Source organism: Methylobacterium sp. E-065 (genome assembly GCF_022829605.1).
Lineage (GTDB): Bacteria > Pseudomonadota > Alphaproteobacteria > Rhizobiales > Beijerinckiaceae > Methylobacterium.
Map to the genome: position 1 here is coordinate 29236 of NZ_JAKSYD010000253.1, position 21874 is coordinate 51109.

At 67.4% G+C, this 21874-nt stretch carries 23 protein-coding genes; 10 read left to right on the forward strand and 13 right to left on the reverse strand.

Annotated features, from left to right (window positions below):
- The first annotated feature begins 72 nt into the window (after positions 1–72).
- The 3 genes from MKK84_RS28755 to MKK84_RS28765 all read left to right on the forward strand — a co-directional run bounded on the left by MKK84_RS28755 (position 73) and on the right by MKK84_RS28765 (position 1860).
- Positions 73–273, forward strand: a complete 201-nt coding sequence (locus MKK84_RS28755; RefSeq protein ID WP_243925508.1) for a hypothetical protein — start codon at positions 73–75, stop codon at positions 271–273.
- A 237-nt stretch (positions 274–510) separates the two neighbouring features.
- Positions 511–1041 carry a GNAT family N-acetyltransferase gene (locus MKK84_RS28760; protein ID WP_243925510.1) on the forward strand — a complete coding sequence of 177 codons (531 nt, stop codon included), beginning with the start codon at positions 511–513 and terminating at the stop codon, positions 1039–1041.
- 198 nt (positions 1042–1239) lie between these two features.
- On the forward strand, positions 1240–1860 hold the full coding sequence (locus MKK84_RS28765) for a DUF2147 domain-containing protein (protein WP_243925512.1): 621 nt from the start codon (positions 1240–1242) through the stop codon (positions 1858–1860).
- 7 nt (positions 1861–1867) lie between these two features.
- On the opposite strand, the gene MKK84_RS28770 is transcribed toward MKK84_RS28765, so the two are convergent.
- The gene (locus MKK84_RS28770) at positions 1868–3091 is read right to left on the reverse strand and encodes a serine hydrolase domain-containing protein (protein WP_243925514.1); all 1224 of its coding nucleotides are present in this window, start codon (positions 3089–3091) and stop codon (positions 1868–1870) included.
- A gap of 52 nt (positions 3092–3143) precedes the next feature.
- Positions 3144–3653 carry a DUF427 domain-containing protein gene (locus MKK84_RS28775; protein WP_243925516.1) on the reverse strand — a complete coding sequence of 170 codons (510 nt, stop codon included), beginning with the start codon at positions 3651–3653 and terminating at the stop codon, positions 3144–3146.
- A 113-nt stretch (positions 3654–3766) separates the two neighbouring features.
- On the opposite strand from MKK84_RS28775, the gene otsB reads away from it, so the two are divergent.
- The 3 genes from otsB (at position 3767) to MKK84_RS28790 (ending at position 6151) form a co-directional block, all read left to right on the forward strand.
- Entirely contained in the window at positions 3767–4510 is a 744-nt protein-coding gene (gene otsB, locus MKK84_RS28780) for a trehalose-phosphatase (RefSeq protein WP_243925518.1), read from the forward strand.
- 40 nt (positions 4511–4550) lie between these two features.
- A complete protein-coding gene (locus MKK84_RS28785) occupies positions 4551–4955 on the forward strand; it encodes a DUF4260 domain-containing protein (protein ID WP_243925519.1) in 405 nt (134 codons plus the stop codon).
- A 191-nt stretch (positions 4956–5146) separates the two neighbouring features.
- Complete coding sequence (locus MKK84_RS28790; RefSeq protein WP_243925521.1) at positions 5147–6151, forward strand: glucokinase; 1005 nt, start codon at positions 5147–5149, stop codon at positions 6149–6151.
- 53 nt (positions 6152–6204) lie between these two features.
- Here MKK84_RS28790 and MKK84_RS28795 read toward each other — a convergent pair whose 3' ends face one another.
- Complete coding sequence (locus MKK84_RS28795) at positions 6205–7677, reverse strand: MFS transporter (RefSeq protein WP_243925523.1); 1473 nt, start codon at positions 7675–7677, stop codon at positions 6205–6207.
- A 157-nt stretch (positions 7678–7834) separates the two neighbouring features.
- Between MKK84_RS28795 and MKK84_RS28800 the strand changes: the two genes are divergently transcribed.
- The 4 genes from MKK84_RS28800 to MKK84_RS28815 all read left to right on the forward strand — a co-directional run bounded on the left by MKK84_RS28800 (position 7835) and on the right by MKK84_RS28815 (position 12084).
- Complete coding sequence (locus MKK84_RS28800; RefSeq protein ID WP_243925526.1) at positions 7835–8122, forward strand: hypothetical protein; 288 nt, start codon at positions 7835–7837, stop codon at positions 8120–8122.
- A 93-nt stretch (positions 8123–8215) separates the two neighbouring features.
- On the forward strand, positions 8216–9157 hold the full coding sequence (locus MKK84_RS28805) for a 2-hydroxyacid dehydrogenase (RefSeq protein ID WP_243925528.1): 942 nt from the start codon (positions 8216–8218) through the stop codon (positions 9155–9157).
- Positions 9158–9262: 105 nt separating this feature from the next.
- Positions 9263–11224 (forward strand): cytochrome C oxidase Cbb3, encoded by a 1962-nt coding sequence (locus tag MKK84_RS28810; RefSeq protein ID WP_243925530.1) that lies wholly within the window; start codon positions 9263–9265, stop codon positions 11222–11224.
- An 11-nt stretch (positions 11225–11235) separates the two neighbouring features.
- Positions 11236–12084: an oxidoreductase gene (locus MKK84_RS28815; RefSeq protein ID WP_243925532.1), complete on the forward strand. Its 849-nt coding sequence runs from the start codon at positions 11236–11238 to the stop codon at positions 12082–12084.
- Positions 12085–12131: 47 nt separating this feature from the next.
- Here MKK84_RS28815 and MKK84_RS28820 read toward each other — a convergent pair whose 3' ends face one another.
- The 10 genes from MKK84_RS28820 to urtA all read right to left on the reverse strand — a co-directional run bounded on the left by MKK84_RS28820 (position 12132) and on the right by urtA (position 21742).
- Positions 12132–12701: a ClpP family protease gene (locus MKK84_RS28820; RefSeq protein ID WP_243925534.1), complete on the reverse strand. Its 570-nt coding sequence runs from the start codon at positions 12699–12701 to the stop codon at positions 12132–12134.
- Between the two features lie 50 nt (positions 12702–12751).
- On the reverse strand, positions 12752–13807 hold the full coding sequence (locus MKK84_RS28825; protein ID WP_243925536.1) for an aliphatic amidase: 1056 nt from the start codon (positions 13805–13807) through the stop codon (positions 12752–12754).
- 46 nt (positions 13808–13853) lie between these two features.
- Positions 13854–14171, reverse strand: a complete 318-nt coding sequence (locus MKK84_RS28830; protein WP_243925538.1) for an FmdB family zinc ribbon protein — start codon at positions 14169–14171, stop codon at positions 13854–13856.
- A gap of 149 nt (positions 14172–14320) precedes the next feature.
- On the reverse strand, positions 14321–15550 hold the full coding sequence (gene fmdA, locus MKK84_RS28835; protein ID WP_243925540.1) for a formamidase: 1230 nt from the start codon (positions 15548–15550) through the stop codon (positions 14321–14323).
- A gap of 62 nt (positions 15551–15612) precedes the next feature.
- Positions 15613–16632, reverse strand: a complete 1020-nt coding sequence (locus tag MKK84_RS28840; protein WP_243925542.1) for an alpha/beta fold hydrolase — start codon at positions 16630–16632, stop codon at positions 15613–15615.
- Positions 16633–16641: 9 nt separating this feature from the next.
- Positions 16642–17406, reverse strand: a complete 765-nt coding sequence (gene urtE / locus MKK84_RS28845) for an urea ABC transporter ATP-binding subunit UrtE (RefSeq protein WP_243925544.1) — start codon at positions 17404–17406, stop codon at positions 16642–16644.
- Positions 17407–17408: 2 nt separating this feature from the next.
- The gene (gene urtD, locus MKK84_RS28850) at positions 17409–18194 is read right to left on the reverse strand and encodes an urea ABC transporter ATP-binding protein UrtD (protein ID WP_091712405.1); all 786 of its coding nucleotides are present in this window, start codon (positions 18192–18194) and stop codon (positions 17409–17411) included.
- 7 nt (positions 18195–18201) lie between these two features.
- A complete protein-coding gene (gene urtC / locus MKK84_RS28855) occupies positions 18202–19386 on the reverse strand; it encodes an urea ABC transporter permease subunit UrtC (RefSeq protein ID WP_243925546.1) in 1185 nt (394 codons plus the stop codon).
- Positions 19387–19400: 14 nt separating this feature from the next.
- A complete protein-coding gene (gene urtB / locus MKK84_RS28860; RefSeq protein WP_243925548.1) occupies positions 19401–20327 on the reverse strand; it encodes an urea ABC transporter permease subunit UrtB in 927 nt (308 codons plus the stop codon).
- Between the two features lie 158 nt (positions 20328–20485).
- Positions 20486–21742, reverse strand: a complete 1257-nt coding sequence (gene urtA, locus MKK84_RS28865) for an urea ABC transporter substrate-binding protein (RefSeq protein WP_243925550.1) — start codon at positions 21740–21742, stop codon at positions 20486–20488.
- Positions 21743–21874 lie beyond the last annotated feature (132 nt).

Genomic DNA, 21874 nt, shown 5'->3' on the forward strand with positions numbered 1-21874 from the left:
TGCCGCGCGGTCGAGGACGGAACGGGCCTGCCCGCTGCGCCGTTGCAACATCGACGTTTAGGAGAAACCTCGATGACCCATCGGATCGCACTGATTTCTGCCCTGACCATCGGCGCCGTGCTGGCTGGCGCGCCGGCCGAGGCGAAGGGCTGCCTCAAGGGCGCGGTGGTCGGCGGCGTCGCCGGGCATGTGGCCGGACACGGCAAGATGGGCGCCGCTGCGGGCTGCGCCATCGGCCACCACAACGCCAACAAGAAGGCCAAGCAGGGCTGAGCCCGAAGTCCTCCGGTTCGCAGCGCATTCGAGCTGCGAACCGGACGCGATCCGCCTTTGCCGCATCCGACCGGTATCGGCACGCGCTACGGTGCTTGACAGCAAGGCCCTGGGGCGAACGACGCGGTGTGTAAGCGTAGTGCGATTGATCTGTGCGTCGCCAACGGCGCAGGTCTTGCAAATGTCATGTGCAACCCTTCGCCTTGCCGGTACGCTTTCGGACCAGGCTGATTCCGTATGACCGTTGCGATACGCCCCGCCACTGAAGCCGATCTGCCGAGCATCACGGCAATCTACGGCGACGCCGTCACCACCAGCACGGCCAGTTTCGAGACGGATCCGCCCACGCTCGACGAGATGACCCGGCGCTTCACCGTCCTGCGCGACGGCGGTTATCCCTATCTGGTCGCCGTCCGGGACGGGGCGGTCGCCGGCTATGCCTATGCCGGCCCCTATCACCAGCGCGCGGCCTACCGGTCCACCGTCGAGGATTCGATCTACGTGGCGCGGACGGCCCGGGGCGGCGGAATTGGCCGCTCCCTGCTCGAAGCCCTCATTGCCGAATGCGAGCGCATCGATTGCCGGGCCATCGTCGCGATCATCGCCGAAAGCGGCTCGACTGCCTCAACGGCCCTGCATGCGCGCCTCGGGTTCAGGCCGGTCGGCACGTTGGAGGCGGTCGGGTACAAGCACGGGCGCTGGCTCGATGTCACGCTCATGCAGCGGCCGCTCGGCCCGGCTCGCGACACACCGCCGACGCGCGCGTAGAAGCGACATCTCGCTCGGCGCCTTCAGCCTTGGGCTGTCCTGTCATGATGCGGACAACTTCGCGCGGGACAGGGCGGGTCAGAGGCGCATGCCATCCGGCGTTCGGCCCGGTGCGCGCGCGATGACGTGAGGGGAGAGCCTTCCCTCACGCAAGCGGTCCGGATCTGACGGCGGCCCGCGGTATAGAGGAGTTCGGGAATGCGGTTTTCATCGATCGGTCGCCGGGTTGCGCCGCTCGCGATCCTGGCGCTGTCCGCGCTCGCAGGCGCTGCGCAGGCCGCGACCCCGGCCGATCCGAGCGGCACGTATCTCACCGAGGACGGGCGCGCCCGCGTTCGCCTGGAGAAGTGCGGGACGGCGGCGGACCGCCTGTGCGGCTACGTGGTCTGGCTGAAGGTTCCGCTCAACGACAAGGGCGAGCCGCGGATCGACTTCAAGAACCCAGATCCGAAGAAGCAGGCGCGGCCCTCGCTCGGCCACCAGCTGATCCTGGGCTTGAAGCCGAACGCCGACGCCCATTACGAGGGCAAGATCTATAATTCGGAGGACGGCAAATCGTACGACGTCACCATCTGGACGGATGCGCCGGGTGAGCTGACGGTCCGCGGCTGCCTGATCGCCTTCCTGTGCAAGTCGCAGACCTGGACCAAGGTGACCGATCTCTTGCCGGGTCAGCTCCCCGGGCCGACCAACGGTCCGAACGGCCCGCACAGCGACCCGGAATACGCGACCTCCGCCGCCGGCGCGAAACCGACCGCGAAGGCGGGCGCAAAACCTGCAGCCCCGAAGCCCGCGGCTGGGGCGCCGGCTCAGGAGTGAGCCGGCCTCACGCGGCCAGGGCCGCGTAGGTCAGGACGCGCAGTTCGCGCCGGATCGGCAGCGCCGAGGACGGCACCAGCTGCGTCATGAGCACGACCGACAGATCCTCGGCGGGGTCGATCCAGAACGCCGTCGAGGCCAGTCCGCCCCAGGCGACCTCGCCGGCGCTGCCGAGGATCTGGGCGCGAGCCGGATCGAGCATCACCGAGAAGCCGAGGCCGAAGCCGATCCCGGTATAGGAGGTCTCGGCGAAGCGCGGGGTGCCCATCGCGGCGAGATCGCCCGGCAGATGGTTCGCCAGCATCAGCGCGACACTCTTGCGGCCGAGCAGCCGCTGACCGTCGAGGGTGCCGCGGTTGAGGATCATCCGGCAGAAGCGCTGGTAATCGGCGCTCGTCGAAACCAGACCGCCCCCGCCCGAGGCGATGGCCGGCGGGTGCGCGAACGCCGTTTCCACGGAATCGTCGAACAGACGCAGCCGGCGTTCCCGATCGTACGCGTAGGTGGCGCAGAAGCGCGGCATCAGCGCGGGCGAAACGTGGAAATCGGTATCGACCATGCCGAGCGGCTTGATCACGAACTCGCGGAGATAGTCGGCGAAGGGCCGACCGCTGACCACCGCCACGTATTGGCCGAGCACGTCGGCGGCGACGCTGTAGTTCCAGGCGCTGCCGGGCTGGGCGAGGAGCGGCAGCTTCGCCACCCGGGCAGTCATCTCGGCGAGCGTGCCCTCCCGCGCCAGGAAGTCGATCCCGTGCTCGCGATACTGCGCGTCGACCAGGGTCGCCTCCATGAAGCCGTAGGTCAGGCCGGCCGTATGGGTGAGGAGATCCCGCACGGTGATCGGCCGACGCGCCGGTTCGGTCTCGATCTTCGCGCGGTTGCCGCCGACCGCAACGCGCATCTCCGAGAATTCCGGCAGGACGCGCGCGATCGGATCGTCGAGCTGGAACAGGCCCTGCTCGTAGAGCTGCATGACCGCCACCGAGGTCAGCGGCTTGGTCATCGAGTAGATCCGCGCCACCGTGTCGAGGGTGAACGGCGTCCCGCGAACGAGGTCGGCCTGGCCGCAGGCCCGCGCGAAGGCGGGCCGCCCCCGGCGCGTCACGGTGACCGACAGGCCGGCGAGCCGTCCCTCCGCCACGAGGCGGTCCATCCAGGGCTCGATCCGGGCGAGACCCGCGGGATCGAAGCCGGCAGCCTTCGGGTCGGTTTCGGTCAGCGCGCTCATGGCGTCTCCACGACGATTCAGGCGGAAAGCGTAAGGGGACGGACGACGAAAATCACCAGCCCATCGTCCCCGGCGGCCCCTTGAACGGGCCGACGATGCCAGGGGTGATCCAGCCGCCGTAGAAGCTGCCGGGCTGCGGCGTGACCGGATCGCCGCCGACGAAGCAGGCATCCATCGGCTCTGCGTAGAACGCGACGTAGCCGGCGATCGCGCGGAAATCCGGGGTCGGATCCGGATAGGTCCAGGCGGCTCCGGGGACCATCCTGCCGCCGCCCTGTACGTCGAACAGCCGCGCTTGGCCCTTCCACTCGCAGATGCCGGCGCGCCGTGGGCTTACGAGCGTACCACCGGCGATATCGCCCGGCGGCAGGTAGTAGGTCGGCGGATGAGACGTCTCCAGCACCCGGAAGCCAGCCTCGGTCTCGGCGATCACGGCACCGCCCAACACCACGCGCAGCCGCTGCCGCACCGGCTCCAGCCGTGGCGGGCGCGGGTAATCCCAGACGCTCTCCTCGCCCGGCTTGATCGGATCCGGTGTCGGATGAGTCGGCAGCCTGATCATGTGGATCCCCGTGCAGAGCATGCGCGGGCGATATAGGGCGCTCACGTGGCCGTTTGTCGGGAGGCCGGCCCATGCTAGCCCAGAGCCGACATTCAAGCCCGGGATCACCCGCGATGGACATCGCCCTCTTCCTCGACTTCGACGGCACGCTGGCCGAGATCGCGCCGCGCCCGGATGCGGTCGTGGTGGAGCCCGGCCTCGTGGAGACGCTGCAGCGGCTGCGCGAACGCCTCGGGGGCGCACTGGCGATCGTGACCGGCCGGCCGGTCGCGGTGATCGATGGCTTCCTGGCGCCCGCGCGCCTCGATGCCGCCGGGCTGCACGGCGTCGAGCGCAGGCTCGGTGGTGCCCTCAGCGGCAGCCGGGCGGAGGATCATCCGGATCTGCGCCGGCAGGTCGCGCGACTCGAAGCCGAGAGCGCCGCGTTGCCGAACGTCCTGATCGAGGACAAGGGCGCATCCGTGGCGGTGCATTGGCGGCTCGCGGGCGCCGGTGATGCGGCGCGCGCCGAGGCGCTGGTCAAGGCGGCCGCCGAAGCGCTCGGCGCGGAGTATCGGCTGCAGCTCGGCAAGGCGGTCGGTGAGATCGTCCCGGCGCAGGCCACCAAGGCCCATGCGATCCGCGCCATCATGGAACAATCCCCTTATCGCGGTCGGGTACCGGTCTTTTTTGGCGACGACCGGACGGACGAGATCGCCTTCGCGTCGGTCAACGCGGATGGCGGTATCGCCGTCCGGGTCGGTGACGGCGAGACCGTCGCGCGCCATCGCCTGCCCGATCCGGCCGCGATCCGGGCGCTGCTGCAAGACTGGGCCGCGGGCGGTACCATCGATCCGGCGGCGCTGCCGCTGGCCTGAGACTATTGCCTGAGCCAAGCGGCGTCTGGGGAAAATCGGCATGTCCGACGGCTTCGTGGGCGGCGGCCCCCGGATCATCCTGCGGATCGAGGCGGCGTGCCTGCTCGCCTGTTCGGTCGGCGCCTATGCCTGGCTCGGGCAGTCCTGGTGGATGTTCGCCGCCTTTCTGTTCGTCCCCGATCTCAGCATGCTGGGCTACGCCGCCGGCCCCGGCCCGGGCGCCATCGCGTACAACGCGGTGCATACGGTGACGCCGCCCCTGATCGGCCTGTGCGTGGCTGTGGTGCTCGCTCAGCCTTACCTCGCCGGGCTGGCCCTGATCTGGCTTGCCCATATCGGGCTTGATCGGACGCTCGGATACGGCCTCAAATACGCTCGCGGGTTCGGCGATACGCATCTCGGCCCGATCGGCCGGGATCGGATGACGGCGAAGGCAACCCGATAGGGCGATTCCGTCGTCGGTGGGGCTTGCTCAATCGGGGATGTGCGGCGAATGAACGAGAGCGCTCTCCGCCGAAGTGGACACCGGTTCGGCGCCAGAGCGCGCGTCACGACAAAGGCTTTGAGCCGCGCTCGATTGCACCGCGATCGGGCACGGTTCTAACGCGAAGGTTCAGCGAGCAGAGGCCCCTTGCAATGTTCGAGTTTCCGGTCCTGGTCGGCGACATCGGCGGCACGAATGCCCGGTTCGGCCTGATCGAGGCGCAGGGGCAACAGCCCCGGCTCCTGTCGCACGAGGCGACCGCGGACCATCCCGATCCGTCGAGCGCCATCCGGGCGTCCCTCGCCAAGGCCGGCGATCGCAAGCCGCCGCGCTCGACGATCCTGGCGATTGCCGGGCGGGTCGACGGGCCTGAGATTCAGCTGACGAACGCGCATTGGAAGATCGCCGGTCAGCGCATCGCCGAGGATTTCGGTTTGTCCACCGCCGTGGTGGTCAACGATTACGTGCCGGTGGCGGCCGGTGCCGCCGGCATCGCGCCGCACGATCTCACGCCGGTCGGGCCCTGCCCACCGATCTCCGGCGGTGCGCGGGTCGTGCTAGGACCGGGCACGGGGTTCGGCGCCGCGGCCCTGGTGCCGTACTCGACGCAACTCGCGATCGTCTCCACCGAGGCCGGCCACACCGATTTCGGTCCGGGCGACGCGTTCGAGGAGAAGGTCTGGCACGCGCTGGAGCGGGTCGAGGATCGGATCACCGTGGAAGCCATCCTGTCCGGCCCCGGCCTCGCCCGGCTGCACGCGGCGGTGGCGCATGTCCGCACCGGTCGGCCGCACGAGAAGATCGAGCCCGCAGCCGTAACCGAGACGGGGCTCGACGCATCCGACCCCCACGCCGCCGAGACGCTGGAGCTGTTCGGCCGGCTGCTCGGCCGCGTCTGCGGCGACCTCGCACTGACCTTCCTGGCCACCAGCGGCGTCTATATCGGCGGCGGCATCGCGCCCCGGATCGTCCGGGTGCTGCAGGAGAGCGGGTTTCGCGAAGCCTTCGAGCGGAAGGCCCCCTTCACCGGGATGATGCGTAAGATCCCCACCAGCGTCATCACCGTACAGGACCCAGCCTTCCAGGGCCTCGCCGCTCTGGCCAACGAGAGCGGAACATTCGTCTACCACGGGCAGGTGTGGCGGAAGGGGGCGTAACAGCCCCCCTCTGCCTCCAGCCGCACTAGAGACCAGGGACTTCGCCCCCGGCCTTACGCAGCCGCCAACGGCCTCGATACCTCCTCCAGCGACTTGCCTTCTGCCGCCGTGCCCCAGATCCCGCCGACCACGGCGGCGATCAGCATCAGCACGGCGCCCAGCCCGTAGCCGAACAGGACCCAGTCCCGCGAGCCGGTCTCGACCAGCGTGCCAAACAGCAACGGCCCCGAGACGCCGCCGATGCCGGTGCCAACCGCGTAGAAGGCCGCGATGGCGAGCGCCCGGATCTCCAGCGGGAAGGTTTCCGAGACGGTGAGATAGGCCGAACTCGCCGCCGCGGAGGCGAAGAAGAATACCACCATCCAGGCACCGGTCTGACCGACCGGCCCGAGCACGTCGAGGCGGAACAGCACGCCGACACCGGCGAGCAGCACCGCCGAGATACCGTACGTGAAGGCGATCATCTGGCGCCGGCCGATCGTGTCGAACAGCCGCCCGAGGAGCAGCGGGCCGAGGAACGAGCCGAGCGCGAAGGGCAGCAGGTACCAGCCGACGCTGTTGCCCGGCACCTGATAGAACCGCTCCAGCACCAGCGCATAGGTGAAGAACAGCGCGTTGTAGAAGAAAGCCTGCGCGATCATCAGCGCGAGGCCGACCATGGTCGCCTTCCGGTTGGTGACGAACAGCGCCTTGAAGACTTCCGAGAGCGGGGTGCGGTCGCGGGTGCGGACCTTCATGCGCTTGCTCTCGTCCACCGGCGGCAGGGTCACGCCCTCGTCGGTGAAGCGCTTCTCGATGCCGGTGACGACCCGGTCGGCCTCCGTGGCGTAGCCGTGCGTGGCGAGCCAGCGCGGGCTCTCGGGGATCCAGGTCCGCAGCAGCAGGATCACGAGGCCAATGGCGCCCCCCGTGAAGAAGGCCACCCGCCAGCCCCAGGCCGGGTCGATCACCTCGGGCTTCAGCAGCACGATCGACATGAACGAGCCGATCGCCGCGCCGATCCAGAACGAGCCGTTGATCACGAGGTTGGTCCAGCCCCGGACCCGGGCCGGGACCAGTTCCTGGATGGTCGAGTTGATCGCGGTGTACTCGCCGCCGATCCCCGCGCCGGTGAAGAACCGGAAGATGCAGAAGCTCCAGACATTCCACGACAGGCCGGTCGCCGCTGTGGCGATGAGGTAGAGGGCGAGCGTGATGAAGAACAGCTTCTTGCGCCCGATCCGATCGGTGAGCCAGCCGAAGCCGATCGCGCCCGTGACCGCGCCCACGAGGTAGCAGGAGGCGGCGAGCCCCACGTCGAATTCGGAGAACGACATCGGCGGTTGACGCAGGGCGCCCACCAAGGAGCCGGCCAGCGTCACCTCGAGCCCGTCGAGCACCCAGGTGATCCCAAGCGCCACGATGACGAGGACGTGGAATCGGCCCCAGGGCAGCCGATCGAGGCGCGCCGAAATATCGGTATCGATCACTTGGCCGATCTGCGCCCGTTCGGGCGTTCCGGAGGTCCCCTCGACCTTGGTCGTCATGTGCGCATGTCCTCCGAACGGGCCGTTTGCCGTGCCTGACCAGCCCGCATTTACCGAAACACCAGACAGGTGTTGGGAACGGGTTGGGAATCGATTCGGTTCGAACCCGTTTTCATTTGATCCGCGCAGAGAGGAGGCATCCACGCGGTGCCCCCTCATGTCATTCCGTTCTGCCTCCCCCCGTCGCCGCCTCGGTCGCCTCGCGCTGCTCAGCCTGATGACCCTGGCGGGCCTCGCGACCGTCCCGTCGAAGGGCGCCGACGCGCATCTCGAACGGCCGAAGCCTCGCGTCCCGATGCCGGTTGCCGACCGGTGGCGGCTGCGTCCGACCGAATCGGCGGTGCCGAGCACGACCGGCAGCATCCGCGGCCGCATCGAGACGCCGATTCCGTTAAGCCGCCGCCGCGTCCGCCTCGTCTATCCAGCGCTGATCGAGGCGCGCTGAACCCGCCGCGGGTTTGGCGAACCGCGTCGGCTCGGGCACAGCGCCTGCTTGGTGCGTCGCAGCCCTTGCGGCTGGATTCGAGCGGAGTCGGGAATGGCAGAGGCGATCGCCCTCATCGGGTGCAAGGGCCGGACGCAGGAGGCGGATCATCTCGCGGTGCTTTCGACCGCGATGCCCGAGGAGCGGATCGTCCCGTTCCGCCTGATGGACGATGCGGAGCGCGCGGCAGCCCAGGTCGCCATCGTGGCCAATCCCGATCCCGCGGAGGTCGCGGCGCTGCCGAACCTCGTCTGGGTGCAAAGCCTCTGGGCCGGCGTCGAGCGGCTGGTCGGGGCCTTCGACCGGCCGTTGCCGATCGTGCGGCTGGTCGATCGCGAGATGGCCCGCACCATGGCGGAGGCAGTGCTGGCCTGGACCTACTACCTTCAGAGGGACATGCCCATCTACGCACGCCAGCAGCGTGCGGGTATCTGGCGGCCCCACCCCTATCGGAAACCCGCCGACACGACGGTCGGCGTGCTGGGACTCGGCGCTCTCGGGGTCGCGGCCGCGGACAGGCTCCTCGGCGCAGGCTTTCGCGTGGTCGGATGGAGCCGCAGCCCGAAATCCGTCCCCGGCCTCGAGGCGGAGCACGGGCTTGAGGCGCTCCCGGCGATGCTGGCCCGATGCGACATCCTCGTCTGCCTCGTGCCGCTGACGACGGAGACGCGCGGCCTCGTCAACGCCGAGCGTCTGGCGGCGCTGAAGCCCGGCGCGGCACTGATCAACTTCGCCCGCGGCCCGATCGTCGTGACGGCAGACCTGATCGCTGCGCTGGACAGCGGCCACCTCGCGCACGCGGTGCTCGACGTCTTCGAAACCGAACCCTTGCCCGCCGAAGACACCCTCTGGTCCCATCCAGGCGTGACCGTGCTGCCACATGTCTCCGGCCCGACCGATCTGCCCTCCGCGGGGGCGACGGTGGCGGCGAACCTGCGCGATTTCCGGCGGACCGGGCAGCCGCCGCAGGGCATCGATAAGAGCCGGGGCTACTGACGCGACACCCGGTCCTGCCGGCGGCCGTGAACCCTGGCCGTATCGGCGTGTTTATGCCCGACCGCCGCGCTTGCGCCGGCGGATCCGGAAGGATTCTGACACATCATGGGTTGGCCACGCCGCTTTCTGATCGGTACCGGCGTCGTGGCCGTTGCGGTCGGCGCCACCGCGAGCCTCGGGCGATTCAGCTACGCGCCGCTGCCAGACCGGGCGGACCTGCTCAACGCCGACCGCTACCCGATCCAGACCGCCTTCGACATCCTCGGACGCCGGGTTTCGCGGGCGGAGGCGGATCGCCTCAACGCCACGGCGAGTGGCCGTACGGAATTGGCGCGGGGTGGGACTGCGGTTGCGATCGATCCCGCCATGGTCGAGCGCGGGCGGCAGGCCTTCTATCAGGAGACGTTCGGGAACGAGGTCTTCCTGACCGACGTCATGGGCATGCTGGACGGCGGTCTGACGCCGACGCAGGTCGCCCTCGCTGTGGCAAAGCTTGGCGGGCAGGGCACCACCAATCTCCAGGTCGCCATGGCCAGTGACATGCGCGTCGGCGACCGCGTCTATAAGGCGGGCGAACTGGTCCCGACCGGGCTCGACGTGCCGAAGGGCGGCGCTTTCATCATCGGGATCAAGACGTTCTACGATCGCGGCCACCTGCGCATGGGCATCACCTGCGCGCTCTGCCACGCCGCGGTCGATCCCGGGACCGGCAAGGTGGTGGAGGGCGCCCCGAACATCGATCTTAACGCCGGGCTGCTGATGGCACTGGCCAAGAACTCGTCAGCCTACTTCATGCACGCCAGCGTGCCGGAGGCCGATGCCCGGCCGACGGCCGACCCGCAGCACACGGGCTCGACCACGACAGGTCCGGCGCTGCCGGACGCGGCGGCCGTGGAGGCGGCGACCAAGGTGCAGGTCGCGAGTTGGCCGCCCGGCAGCTTCGACTCGTCGGCGGATCGGGTCACCAACCCGACCTCGATCCCGTCGAGCTTTTCGGCCTACGGCGAGCCCTACAGCTGGAGCGGGCGCGAGGCGATCGGCCCCTTCTCGGGCCTATCGTCGCTCAACAACAACGTGCATGCGGCCAATTCCGACACGACCCAACTCGCGGCGGCCGCGCCCTGGCTGTTCGGTATGGATCCCGAGACCTATCTCGGCATCGTTCTGCGCGGGTCGGCCACCGAGGCGTTCCGCTACAAGCCGGACGGCAGTCGGAGCCCGTCCGCGGTGCTGCAGAACGTCGACCCGACGCCGGCCTCGCCGGGCCTGAACAGCTACGCGGTGCTGCCGACCTATCCGGCGACCAACTACGTCACCGACAACGGCCTGTTCACCTCGGTGGCCGGTGAGCCGGTGAACCACGCCAACAACGCGATGTCGGCCTTTCAGAACCTGCTGCATCCGCCGGCCGGCGGTCAGGATGCCGACAAGGTCCGGGCCGGCCGGGCCGTGTTCGAGAAGGCGGGCTGCGGCGCCTGCCATTCCGGCCCGGCGCTGACCAACCACCGGGTCATCCCGGAGGCCGAGATCGGCACGGAACCGACCCGGGCCCGCGCCGGCGCGAAGATGGAGGCGCGCCTGTCGCCGCCGACGATGTTCGCCGTCGGCACGCCGTTCCCGCTGACCGATACGCCGGCGATCGTGCCGGTGCCGCTCGCGGGCGATGCCATGGCGCAGGTTCAACTCGCTTGGGGGCAGGGCGGAACGGAGGGTGGCTACAAGGTCCCGAACCTCGTCGGCCTCGCCTGGACGGCGCCGTACCTGCACGATTCCGGTGTCGCGGTCGGGACCGACACGGAGCGCCAGCTCGGCGTCCCGGGCACACTCTACAAGGGCGTGGCGCCGGATCCCGCCAACAGCCTGCGGGCGCTCGTCGACCGGGATCTCCGCGCCAAGGTCGTGGCCGCGAACGCGGCCTCGGATACGGCACGCATTGCCCGGGTTACCGGAAAGGGGCACGCCTTCTGGGCGGATGCCGGCGCGGGTGTCTCGCCCGATGAGCAGACGGCGTTGATCGCCTACCTGCTCTCGGTCGATCGCCTGACGGAGCCGGCCGCAACGCCCTGACGGGATACGCCATGACGCACAACACCGATCCGGTCTGGTTCATCACCGGTTGCTCGACCGGCTTCGGCCGAGAGCTCGCCAAATTGGTCATCGCTCGGGGCTGGCGCGCGGTGGTCACGGCGCGCGACCGCGCCAAGGTCGCCGATCTCGCCCAGGGGGCCGAGGATCGCGTCCTGCCCCTGTCGCTCGACGTGACCGGGGCGGACCAGATCGCCAAGTCCGTGCGCGCCGCGCAAGACAGGTTCGGGCGGATCGACGTGCTCGTGAACAATGCGGGCTACGGCTATCAATCTTCGATCGAGGAGGGTGAGGACGACAAGATCCGCGCCCAGTTCGACGCCAACGTGTTCGGCCTGTTTGCGCTGACCCGGGCGGTGCTGCCGGTGATGCGGGGGCAGGCATCCGGCCATATCCTCAACATCACGTCGGTGGCGGGCTTCGTGGGTTTCCCCGCCTCTGGCTACTACGCCGCCAGCAAGCACGCCGTCGAAGGGTTCTCGGATTCCCTGGCGGCCGAGGCCGGGCCGCTCGGGATCCGCGTAACCTGCATCGAGCCGGGGCCGTTCCGCACGGATTGGGCCGGACGCTCGCTGATCCAGACGCCGAATGCGATTCCCGACTACGCCACGACGGCCGGTGCCCGCCTCACGGCCACGGCGGAGAAGAGCGGCACCCAGGCCGGCGACCCGGTGCGCGCCGGCGAGGCGATGATCCAGGTGACCGAGATGGAGGATCCGCCACGCCACCTCGTGCTCGGTGCCTGGGGGTACGACGCGGTGACGACCCGGCTGAAGCAGCGTCTCGCCGAGATCGAGGCGTGGCGGGAGACGAGCCTCGGCGCCGATTACCCGGTGGCGTGAGTTCCGCTCTCCGCGGCCCTCACGTCACCGCGCAGCGATAACGGGGCTTAGATCACGCCCTCGATCAAGCCTCGCCGTTTGGCCTCCTCGGCCTCCAAGTACCAGTTCGACGGCGCCTTCTCGAGCACCTCCTCCAGGGTCACATCCGAGCCCTGGATAAGGTTCGAAAACCCCTCGTTCTGGATCTCGATCGAGCACAGGATCTCGTTGAGCGTCGCCTTCACGGAGGCGATGCAGGTCGTGAGCGGCCCCTGGACGTGGAGCTGCTTGTCCATCTTGCGCTCATGGATCATCAGCCGCGTGCCGCAGGTCAGGTAGCGGTTCGGCCGGGCGAAGAAGCTCATGAACGTGGTGCCGGCCGAATAGATCGCCGCCTTGCCGAGGAACACGAACCGCCGGTTCGGGTCCATGGCGCTGTTGAAGCGGATGTCCTCGCCCATCATCCGGGCGACCTCCGGATCGCCACCAAGCGTCGTCAATTCGATGACGACGATCTCGCGGTCCCCCGCCGCGCCGAGCTGGCGGCGGAAGTCCTTGTACATGTCGTAATCGACCGCGCCCGAAAGCAGCACCGCGGGGGCGCGGAAGGCAGTGGGGTCGAGGGGAGTCGTGTCCATGGTTCTCCTGGTCGAACGGCCTGCGCGCGCCAGTGGAGCTGGAGGCAGCTTCAGCGCACTGGATCGGGCGCACCTTCACCCTTGCCGACGAACGGGATACCCTCGATCGGGCATTCCTCGGTGCCGACGCTCTGACGAGTAATGGCCCTTACGGCGTCGCGGGTTCCGTCGGGATCCTCGATCCAGCGCCGGTAAAATTCGTAGGGGCATTCCGACATCCCATGCCGGTTCTCCTTCGAGTTGATCATGCCGGTGTAGCCGCGGTGCAGGAGCTTGAAGAGGTGGTTCTCCGACTGGCCGTGGGCGCGGAAATCCCGGATCAGGAATTTCGATAGGGCGGCGTACTGGATGCCCATCTCCTCCTCGCCGCATTCGCCGAGCGTGCGGCCGTCGAAGCCGATGATCGCCGAGTGGCCGAAATACGTGTAGACGCCGTCGAAGCCGGCAGCATTCGAGACCGCCACGTAGACGTTGTTGGCAAACGCCATCGCCTTCGAGATGACGATCTGCTGTTCCTTGGCCGGGTACATGTAGCCCTGGCAGCGGATGATCAGCTCGGCGCCCCGCATGGCGCAGTCGCGCCAGATCTCGGGGTAATTGCCGTCGTCGCAGATGATCAGGCTGATCTTCAGCCCCTTCGGCCCGTCCGACACGTAGGTGCGGTCGCCCGGATACCAGCCCTCGATCGGGGTCCAGGGCATGATCTTGCGGTACTTCTGGACGATCTCGCCCTGATCGTTCATCAGGATCAGGGTGTTGTAGGGCGCCTTGTTGGGGTGCTCCTCGTGGCGCTCACCGGTCAGCGAGAACACGCCCCAGACCTTGGCCTCCCGGCAGGCGGCGGCGAACACCTCGGTCTCCGCGCCCGGGACCGTCGAGGCGGTCTCGTACATCTCGGCGGCGTCGTACATGATGCCGTGGGTCGAGTATTCGGGGAAGATCACGAGGTCGAGGCCGGGCAGGCCGGTGTTCATCCCGATGATCATCTTACCGATCGCCTTGGCGTTCTCCAGCACCTCCGCGCGGGTGTGCAGGCGCGGCATCTTGTAGTTCACGACGGCGACGCCGACGCTGTCCTGGCTGGACGAGATGTCTCCGTGCATCATGGCGTTGGGTCCTTCTGACCTTGATCGTCCCCTGGTCGAGCGCGGCTCAATGGCTGATCATCCAGGGCCGCGCGCTCGGAAAGCTCTTCGCAGCCGCGGGCGCAGCGGCTGCCTTCTTCGGCGAGCAACAGCCGCAGCCGGCCCCGTGGCTGCCCGAGCGCTTCGGCGCGTGGCGGCTGCGCTCGTTGGTGGCGTGGGCGGCCCGCAGCCCCGCGTCCATGCCGGCGATGCGCGGCGCGGTCAGGAAGGCCCGCTGGCTCGCGCCCCCGCAATCCGGGCAGGCATGCGGATCGCGGAACTCCGCCATCGGCCGCATTACCGTGAAGGGGCCGCAGGCCTCGCAGGCGTAGTCGTAGACAGGCATCGGAGCCTCCGGTGACGGAATTGCGCGCGGGTTTTCAGGAGCCTCAAGTCCCCTCTCCTGGAGGGAGAGGGACAGGGTGAGGGGTGTGACGTCTCCGGCGCGTTCTCGTCCCTCACCCCAACCCTCACCCGCACGGGAGAGGGAGCAAGTCACAGATCCGGCGAGAGCGGCATCTGGATCGAGCCGTCGAGGAACTTCGTCGGTCCGTCGGCGCCGGGATTGATGTCGAACTCGAAAATCTTGGTCGGGATCCAGAGCGTGGCGCAGGCGTTCGGGATGTCGACGACACCCGAGATGTGGCCCTGCACCGGTGCCGTACCGAGGATCGAGTAGGCCTGGGCGCCCGAATAGCCGAACTTCTTCAGGTATTCGATCGCGTTGAGGCAGGCCTGCCGGTAGGCGATGTGCACGTCCAAGTAATGCTGGCCGCCGTGCTCGTCGACCGAGATCCCCTCGAAGATCAGGTGGTCGTCGAATTTCGGTGTGATCGGCGACGGCTTGAAGATCGGGTTCTTGATCCCGTACTTCGCCATGCCGTCCTTGATCAGCTCGACCTTGAGATGGACCCAGCCGGCCATCTCGATGGCGCCGCAGAAGGTGATCTCGCCGTCGCCCTGGCTGAAATGCAGGTCGCCCATCGAGAGTCCGGCGCCGGGCACGTAGACCGGGAAGTAGATTTTTGAGCCGCGCGATAGATCCTTGATGTCGCAATTGCCGCCGTGCTCGCGGGGCGGGACCGTGCGGGCGCCGGTTGCTGCGGCTGCGTCCTTAGCCTCGCCCTTGAGCCGGCCCATATGGGCGGTTGGGCCGAACGGGAGGGTGGCCAGCGCAGGCACGCGCTCCGGGTTCGTGTCGTAGAGCGCCTTCTCGCGGGTGTTCCAGGTCTCCAGCATCTTCGGATCGGGCAGGCAGCCGATCAGGCCGGGATGGATCAGGCCCGGGAAGCGCACGCCCGGGATGTGGCGGGACTTGGTGAACATGCCCTCGAAGTCCCAGATCGACTTCTGGGCCTGCGGGAAGTGCTCGTCGAGGAAGCCGCCGCCGTTCTTCTTCGAGAAGAAGCCGTTGAAGCCCCACTGGCTCTCGGGCTTGGCGCCGATGTCGAGCAGATCGACCACCAGCAGATCGCCGGGCTCGGCACCCTCGACGCCGATTGGACCTGAGAGGAAGTGGACGATCGACAGGTCGATGTCGCGCACGTCGTCGGCGGAATCGTTGTTCTTGATGAAGCCGCCGGTCCAGTCGTAGGTCTCGACGATGAAGTCCGCGCCCGGCTTCACATACGCCACCATCGGGATGTCGGGGTGCCAGCGGTTGTGCACTTTGTCGTTGTCGTAGGCCGATTGCGTGAGATCGACCTTGATCAGCGTCTCGGGCATCTCGTGTCTCCAGCTCCCTGACTCTCCGGGGCAAGCCCCGTCCGCGCGCCGATGCGCGTCTCTCACCCGCTCGCGAGCAGCTCTTTCAGCGCGTCGTCGAGGACCCTGATGTCGTCCGGGCTGGTGCCGGGCCCGCCCGCGAAGTGGCCCCACCACGTGTCGATCACGCGCAGTTCCGCGTTCGGCATGGCGGCCGCCTCGATGGCGTTGTCCTCGGGCGGGAAATACAGGTCGGTCGAGGCCGGCATCAGGATCGCCCTGGCGCGGATCGCGCCGAGCGCGGCCTTGACGTCGCCCCTGAAGGTGTCGTTGGCGCTGATGTCGCCGTGCTGCCACGTCCACAGCATGGCGAGCAGGTTGTTGGCGTCGCGCTGGTAGAACAGCCCTTCCCAGAACCCGATCAGGAAATCCTCCAGCGAGGCGTAGCCCATGTGGGTGATGTCGGCTTCGAGCCGGTAGAAGGTCTGCGACAGGCCCCAGCCCGCGTAGACCCGGCCGAAGGCACGCAGGCCCCGGGTCGGCGGGCTGGTGTACCAGCCCTCGGCCCAGGCGGCGTCGGCCTGGAGCGCGGCCTTGGCGCCTTCCAGGAACACGTAGTTGTGCCGGGAGCACTTGGCCGAACCCTGAAACGGCAGGATCTTCGGCACCATGTCGGGATACATCGACGCCCAGTGGTAGGTCTGGAGCGCGCCCATCGACCAGCCGGTGACGAGGACCAGTTTCTCGATGCCGAAATGCTCGGTGACGAGGCGGTGCTGGGCACGGACATTGTCGTAGGCGGTGACATTGGGGAAGCGCGGTCCGTTCCACGGAGCCGGCGTGTTGCTCGGTGAGGACGAAAGCCCGTTGCCGAACATGTTCGGGATGATGATGAAATACTTGTCCGGGTCGAGCGCCTTGCCGGGGCCGATCAGCCATTCGTTCTCGGTGTGCTGGCCCGAGTACCACGTCGGGTAGACGATGGCGTTGTCCTTGGCCGGGCTCAGTGTCCCGATGGTCTTGAAGGCGAGCTTGGCCGCGCGCAGCGTCTTGCCGCACTGAAGCACGAAGTCGCCCAGTTCGAAGATCTCATAATCGGCCATGCTGTGCCCCTAGACCGACAGGAACCGGGCGACCGCCGCCTCGTCGATCCCGTCGCGCGGGGCCTCGTGGACGATGGATCCGTTCTCCATGACGATCACCCGGTCGGCGACGTCGAGGGCGAAGCTCAAGACCTGCTCGGACACGACGATCGAAAGGCCGCGCGCGTCGCGGATATTCTTGAGCGTCCGGCCCATCTCGCGGATGATCGAGGGCTGGATGCCCTCGGTCGGCTCGTCCAGCAGCAGCACCTTCGGGCGGCTCGCGAGCGCCCGGGCGATGGCGAGCTGCTGCTGCTGCCCGCCCGAGAGGTTGCCACCGCGCCGGTCCTTCATCTCCCACAGGACCGGGAACATGTCGTAGAGGTCCTGCGGCACCTTGCGGGCGCCGGTGACCGTCAGGCCGGTCTCGATGTTCTCCTGGACCGTCATGGTCGAGAAGATCATCCGGCCCTGCGGGACGTAGGCGAGGCCTTTAACGACCCGGACGTGGCTCTTGAGCCCGGCCACGTCCGCGCCCTCCACCTGGATCGACCCGGACTTCACGGGCACGAGACCCATCAGGGTCTTCATCAGCGTGGTCTTGCCCATGCCGTTGCGGCCCATCACGGCGACGATCTCGCCCGGCGCCACCGAGAAGGTGAGCCCGTGGAGCACTTCGCTCTGGCCGTAGGCGGCGTGCAGGTCTTCGACGGCGAGCGCCGGCGTGGCGGATGGGATCGTGGCGAGCGGAGGCGCCTGGATGCCGGGCGCGCGCGCGGTCTGAAGCGACGCCATCGTCAATGTCCCAAATACACTTCGATGACCTTCGGGTCGTTCTTGACCCGCTCCATCGAACCCTCAGACAGCACCTTGCCCTGGTGCAGGACGGTCACCCGGTGGGCGATGTCCTCGACGAACTTCATGTCGTGCTCGATCACCAGCACCGAGCGGCCCTTGATGATCTGGTTGAGCAGTTCGGCGGTCTTGATCCGCTCGCCGACGCTCATCCCGGCCACCGGCTCGTCGAGCATCAGCAGTTCCGGGTCTTGGATCAGCAGCATGCCGATCTCCAGCCATTGCTTCTGGCCGTGGCTCAGGAACTCGGCCCGTTCCTTGAGCTGATCCTTCAGGAAGATCGTCTCGGCGATGGCGTGGATGCGGTCGCGGACTTCCGCATCGCGCTTGAACGTCAGGGCGCCGAAGACCGAGCGCCCGCGAGGGAACGAGATCTCCAGATTCTCGAAAACCGTCAGGTCATCGTAGATCGACGGCGTCTGGAACTTGCGGCCGACCCCCGCCTGAACGATTGCGCTCTCGGAGAGCTTGGTCAGCTCCTGGCCCTTGTACTTGATCGAGCCGGCGCTGGCCCGGGTGCGCCCGCAGATCAGGTCCAGGACCGTGGTCTTGCCGGCGCCGTTCGGGCCGATGATCACCCGGATCTCGTCGGGCTCGACGTAGAACGACACGTCGTTCACTGCCTTGAACCCATCGAACGAGACCGTCAGCGCCTCGACGGCGAGGAGGTGATCGGGCGGGGCAGCCTCGGCGCCGACCACGGGGGAGGAGAGGATCGCGGCGTTCATGGGATCCTCACTCGGCCGGGGCGCCAACGGGCGCACTTGGGGGCGGGACGATGGCGGGCGGCGGCGCGCGCAGGCTCTTCACCCGGCGGGTGAGACGCGGCTCGATGTGCTCGCGCCAGATGCCGGCGAGACCGTTCGGGAAGGCCAGAACCACCGCGATGAACAGGGCGCCGAGGCCGAACAGCCAGAGATCCGGGAAGCTCTCCGAGAAGCTGGTCTTGGCCCAGTTGACCAGCAACGTGCCCCAGACCGCGCCGAACAGCGACAGGCGCCCGCCGACGGCGGCGTAAATCACCATCTCGATCGAAGGCACGATGCCCACGAAGGAGGGCGACATGAACCCGACCTGCAGGGTGAACATCGCTCCGCCGATCGCCGCCAAGCCGGCGGCGAAGCAGAAGGCGAAGACCTTGAACCCCGCCACCGAGTAACCGGAGAAGCGGACCCGATCCTCCTTGTCGCGCATGGCGACGAGGATGCGGCCCAGCTTGGACTTCTTCACGTATTGGGCCGCCAGGATGCAGCCGATCAGCAGGCCGCCATTGACGAAGTACAGGATGGTCTTCGCGCTATCGGTGCGGATGTCCCAGCCGTGGAGGGTGCGCAGGTCGGTGATGCCGTTTATGCCGCCAGTATAGCCCTGCTGGCCGACGATCAGGATCGTCAGGATCGCCGCGATGGCTTGCGTGATGATCGCGAAGTACGTGCCGCCCACACGGCGCTTGAACATCGCGAAGGAGATCAGCATCGCGAACAGGACCGGGATCGCGACGACCAAGATCAGAGTCAGCGGCAGGCTCTTGAACGGTTGCCAGAACCACGGGATCGCGGTGATCTGGTTCCAGTCCATGAAATCGGGGATCCCCGGCGTCGACTGGATCTTCGTATTCGCGACGCTCGAAGCTTCGAGCTTCAGATACATCGCCATGCAGTAGCCGCCGAGCCCGAAGAAGCAGCCCTGGCCGAGCGACAGGATGCCGGCGTAGCCCCAGCAGATCACCAGCCCGAGGGCTACGAACGCGTAGGTCAGGTACTTGCCGACGAGGTTGAGGCGGAAGCTGTCGAGGACGATCGGCAGGACAACCAGGATCACCCCGGCGAGCAGGAGCAGGCTGAGCCACTCCACCGGCTTCATGAACGGGTTGTCGTTCACGGTGACAGATTTGGTCAGGGTCTGGACGGGGTTGGTCATCTTGAAAAAGATCCTCAGCGTCGGACCTTGAGGGTGAAGAGACCCTGGGGCCTCAACATCAGGATGCCGACCACCGCGAGCAGGGTGATCACCTTGGCCATCGATCCGGAGAGGAAGAACTCCAGGGTCGACTGGGTCTGGGAGATCGAGAAGGCCGACGCGATGGTACCAAGCAGACTGGCGGCGCCGCCGAACACGACGATCAGGAAGGTATCGACGATGTAGAGCTGGCCCGAGGTCGGCCCCGTGGACCCGATCATCGTGAAGGCCGAGCCGGCGATACCCGCGATGCCGCAGCCGAGGCCGAAGGTGTAGCGGTCGACCTTCTCGGTATCGATGCCGACCGCCCCTGCCATGGCGCGGTTGGCCATCACGGCCCGGACCTGCTGGCCGAAGCGCGAGCGGTAGATCAACAGGGCGACGCTGACGGTGATCAGGATGGTGATCGCCATCACGAACAGGCCGTTGACCGGGATCTCGATCGTGTCGGTGACCTGCACCGAGCCGATCAGCCAGGACGGCAATTCGACGCCGACCTCGCGGGCTCCGAAGATCGACCGGTAGGCCTGCTGGAGGATCAACGACAGGCCCCAGGTTGCGAGCAGCGTGTCGAGCGGGCGCTTGTAGAGGAACCGGATCAGGCTCCACTCCACCAGCATGCCGAGCGCCCCGGAGGCCAGGAACGCCAGCCCCATCGCGACGAAGAAGTAGACCGGGAACAGCACCGGCACGTAGGTCTGGCAGAAGGCCGAGCACAGATAGGTGACGTAGGCGCCGAGGATCATGAACTCCCCGTGGGCCATGTTGATCACGCCCATCTGGCCGAAGATGATCGCGAGTCCGAGCGCCATCAGCAGGTAGACGGAAAACAGGATCAGGCCGGCGAAGCCCTGCATGGCGAAGATGGCGCCGAGATCGCTGAAGGAATAATCGCCGAGCATTGTTTCGGTCTTCCGCTAAAGTTCGGGCGGAGGGCGAGCGTCCTCCGAGCGGATTGTTCGGTGCTAGTTTTGAAGGTCGCGACAGACCCCCCTCCCGTACGGGAAAGGGGACCCGCGCCTGATCCGCTAAGCAAAGCGGACCAATCTCGAGCGCGCGACTACTGGTACCCTTTCGGAAACGGGTCCGGCTTGATCAGCTCAAGGCTGGTGTAGACGATCTCGAACTGGCCATCCGGCTTGGCCTTGCCGACCCGGGTCTTCGACCAGAGGTGATGGTTCTCGTCGATCCGGACGTAGCCTTCCGGCGCGCCCTTGAACTCGATGCCCGGCGAGGCTGCGACCACCTTGTCGACGTCGAACGAGCCGGCCTTCTCGCAGGCCATCTTCCACAGGAACGGGCCGAGATAGGCCGCCTGCGTCACGTCGCCGATGACGGTCTTCTCGCCCCACATCTTCTTGAACGCAGCCACGAAGGCCTTGTTGTTCTCGTTCTCGATCGACTGGAAATACTTCATGCACGCATAGGCCCCGGCGATGTTCTCGCCACCGATGCCGTCGATTTCGTCCTCGGTGACCGAGATCGTCATCAGCACCTGCTTCGACAGGTCGATGCCGGCCGCCTTGAGCTGCTTGTAGAACGCCACGTTCGAGCCGCCGACCACGTCGGCGAAGATCACCTTCGGCTTGGTCAGCTTGATCTTGTTGATCACCGAGTTGAACTGGGTGTGGCCGAGCGGGAAGTATTCCTCGCCGACCACTTTGCCCTTCAGCACGTTCTCCACGTGCTTGCGCGCGATCTTGTTGGAGGTGCGCGGCCAGATGTAATCCGAGCCGATGAAGTAGAAGCTGTCGCCGCCCTTCTCCTTGTGCACCCAGTCGAGCCCGGCGAGGATCTGCTGCGTCGCCTCCTGGCCGGTGTAGAAGACGTTCTTGGATTGCTCCAGGCCTTCGTAGAAGGTCGGGTAGTAGAGTAGGCCGTTATATTGCTCGAAGACCGGCAGCACCGCCTTGCGCGAGGCCGAGGTCCAGCAGCCCATAACGGCGGCGCAATGGTCGTTGACGAGGAGCTTCTTGGCCTTCTCGGCGAAGGTCGGCCAGTCGGAGGCACCGTCCTCCTGGATGATCTTGATCTTGCGGCCGAGCACGCCGCCGGCCTCGTTGATCTGGGCGATCGCGAGTTTCTCCGCTTCCTGCGCACCCGTCTCGGAGATCGCCATCGTGCCGGTGATCGAGTGCAGGATGCCGACCGTCACCTCGGTGTCGGTCACGGCGAGACCGGTGGTGTTGACCGTCGCGGTCGGCGCCGCGGCCCAGGCCGTGCGCGGCATCAGCGCCAGCGCCGGTGCGCCGGCCAGCCCCATGAGCAGCCTGCGCCGCAGCGGGGAGCGCAAGCCGTGATCGGTGTCGTCTGCCATCTGCCTGACCCTGTGGGCGTCCGGGCCTTCAGAGGCGGCCCGGATCGACAGGCGCAGGCTAGGTCTGCTGTTGCGCCGCGGCCTATACGCGATTTTGCGTATGGCGATACTCTTGCATGCGCTGCACCATCG

Coding starts and splice junctions, on each gene's coding strand:
- MKK84_RS28770 (WP_243925514.1), bottom strand. CDS start 3,091: ATGAGCGCGCTGACCGAAACCGACCCGAAGGCTGCCGGCTTCGATCCC.
- MKK84_RS28820 (WP_243925534.1), bottom strand. CDS start 12,701: ATGGACACGACTCCCCTCGACCCCACTGCCTTCCGCGCCCCCGCGGTG.
- urtD (WP_091712405.1), bottom strand. CDS start 18,194: ATGAACGCCGCGATCCTCTCCTCCCCCGTGGTCGGCGCCGAGGCTGCC.
- MKK84_RS28755 (WP_243925508.1), top strand. CDS start 73: ATGACCCATCGGATCGCACTGATTTCTGCCCTGACCATCGGCGCCGTG.
- urtC (WP_243925546.1), bottom strand. CDS start 19,386: ATGACCAACCCCGTCCAGACCCTGACCAAATCTGTCACCGTGAACGAC.
- fmdA (WP_243925540.1), bottom strand. CDS start 15,550: ATGCCCGAGACGCTGATCAAGGTCGATCTCACGCAATCGGCCTACGAC.
- MKK84_RS28790 (WP_243925521.1), top strand. CDS start 5,147: ATGTTCGAGTTTCCGGTCCTGGTCGGCGACATCGGCGGCACGAATGCC.
- MKK84_RS28795 (WP_243925523.1), bottom strand. CDS start 7,677: ATGACGACCAAGGTCGAGGGGACCTCCGGAACGCCCGAACGGGCGCAG.
- MKK84_RS28800 (WP_243925526.1), top strand. CDS start 7,835: ATGTCATTCCGTTCTGCCTCCCCCCGTCGCCGCCTCGGTCGCCTCGCG.
- urtB (WP_243925548.1), bottom strand. CDS start 20,327: ATGCTCGGCGATTATTCCTTCAGCGATCTCGGCGCCATCTTCGCCATG.
- urtA (WP_243925550.1), bottom strand. CDS start 21,742: ATGGCAGACGACACCGATCACGGCTTGCGCTCCCCGCTGCGGCGCAGG.
- urtE (WP_243925544.1), bottom strand. CDS start 17,406: ATGGCGTCGCTTCAGACCGCGCGCGCGCCCGGCATCCAGGCGCCTCCG.
- MKK84_RS28815 (WP_243925532.1), top strand. CDS start 11,236: ATGACGCACAACACCGATCCGGTCTGGTTCATCACCGGTTGCTCGACC.
- MKK84_RS28765 (WP_243925512.1), top strand. CDS start 1,240: ATGCGGTTTTCATCGATCGGTCGCCGGGTTGCGCCGCTCGCGATCCTG.
- MKK84_RS28805 (WP_243925528.1), top strand. CDS start 8,216: ATGGCAGAGGCGATCGCCCTCATCGGGTGCAAGGGCCGGACGCAGGAG.
- MKK84_RS28840 (WP_243925542.1), bottom strand. CDS start 16,632: ATGGCCGATTATGAGATCTTCGAACTGGGCGACTTCGTGCTTCAGTGC.
- MKK84_RS28760 (WP_243925510.1), top strand. CDS start 511: ATGACCGTTGCGATACGCCCCGCCACTGAAGCCGATCTGCCGAGCATC.
- MKK84_RS28785 (WP_243925519.1), top strand. CDS start 4,551: ATGTCCGACGGCTTCGTGGGCGGCGGCCCCCGGATCATCCTGCGGATC.
- otsB (WP_243925518.1), top strand. CDS start 3,767: ATGGACATCGCCCTCTTCCTCGACTTCGACGGCACGCTGGCCGAGATC.
- MKK84_RS28810 (WP_243925530.1), top strand. CDS start 9,263: ATGGGTTGGCCACGCCGCTTTCTGATCGGTACCGGCGTCGTGGCCGTT.
- MKK84_RS28775 (WP_243925516.1), bottom strand. CDS start 3,653: ATGATCAGGCTGCCGACTCATCCGACACCGGATCCGATCAAGCCGGGC.
- MKK84_RS28825 (WP_243925536.1), bottom strand. CDS start 13,807: ATGATGCACGGAGACATCTCGTCCAGCCAGGACAGCGTCGGCGTCGCC.
- MKK84_RS28830 (WP_243925538.1), bottom strand. CDS start 14,171: ATGCCTGTCTACGACTACGCCTGCGAGGCCTGCGGCCCCTTCACGGTA.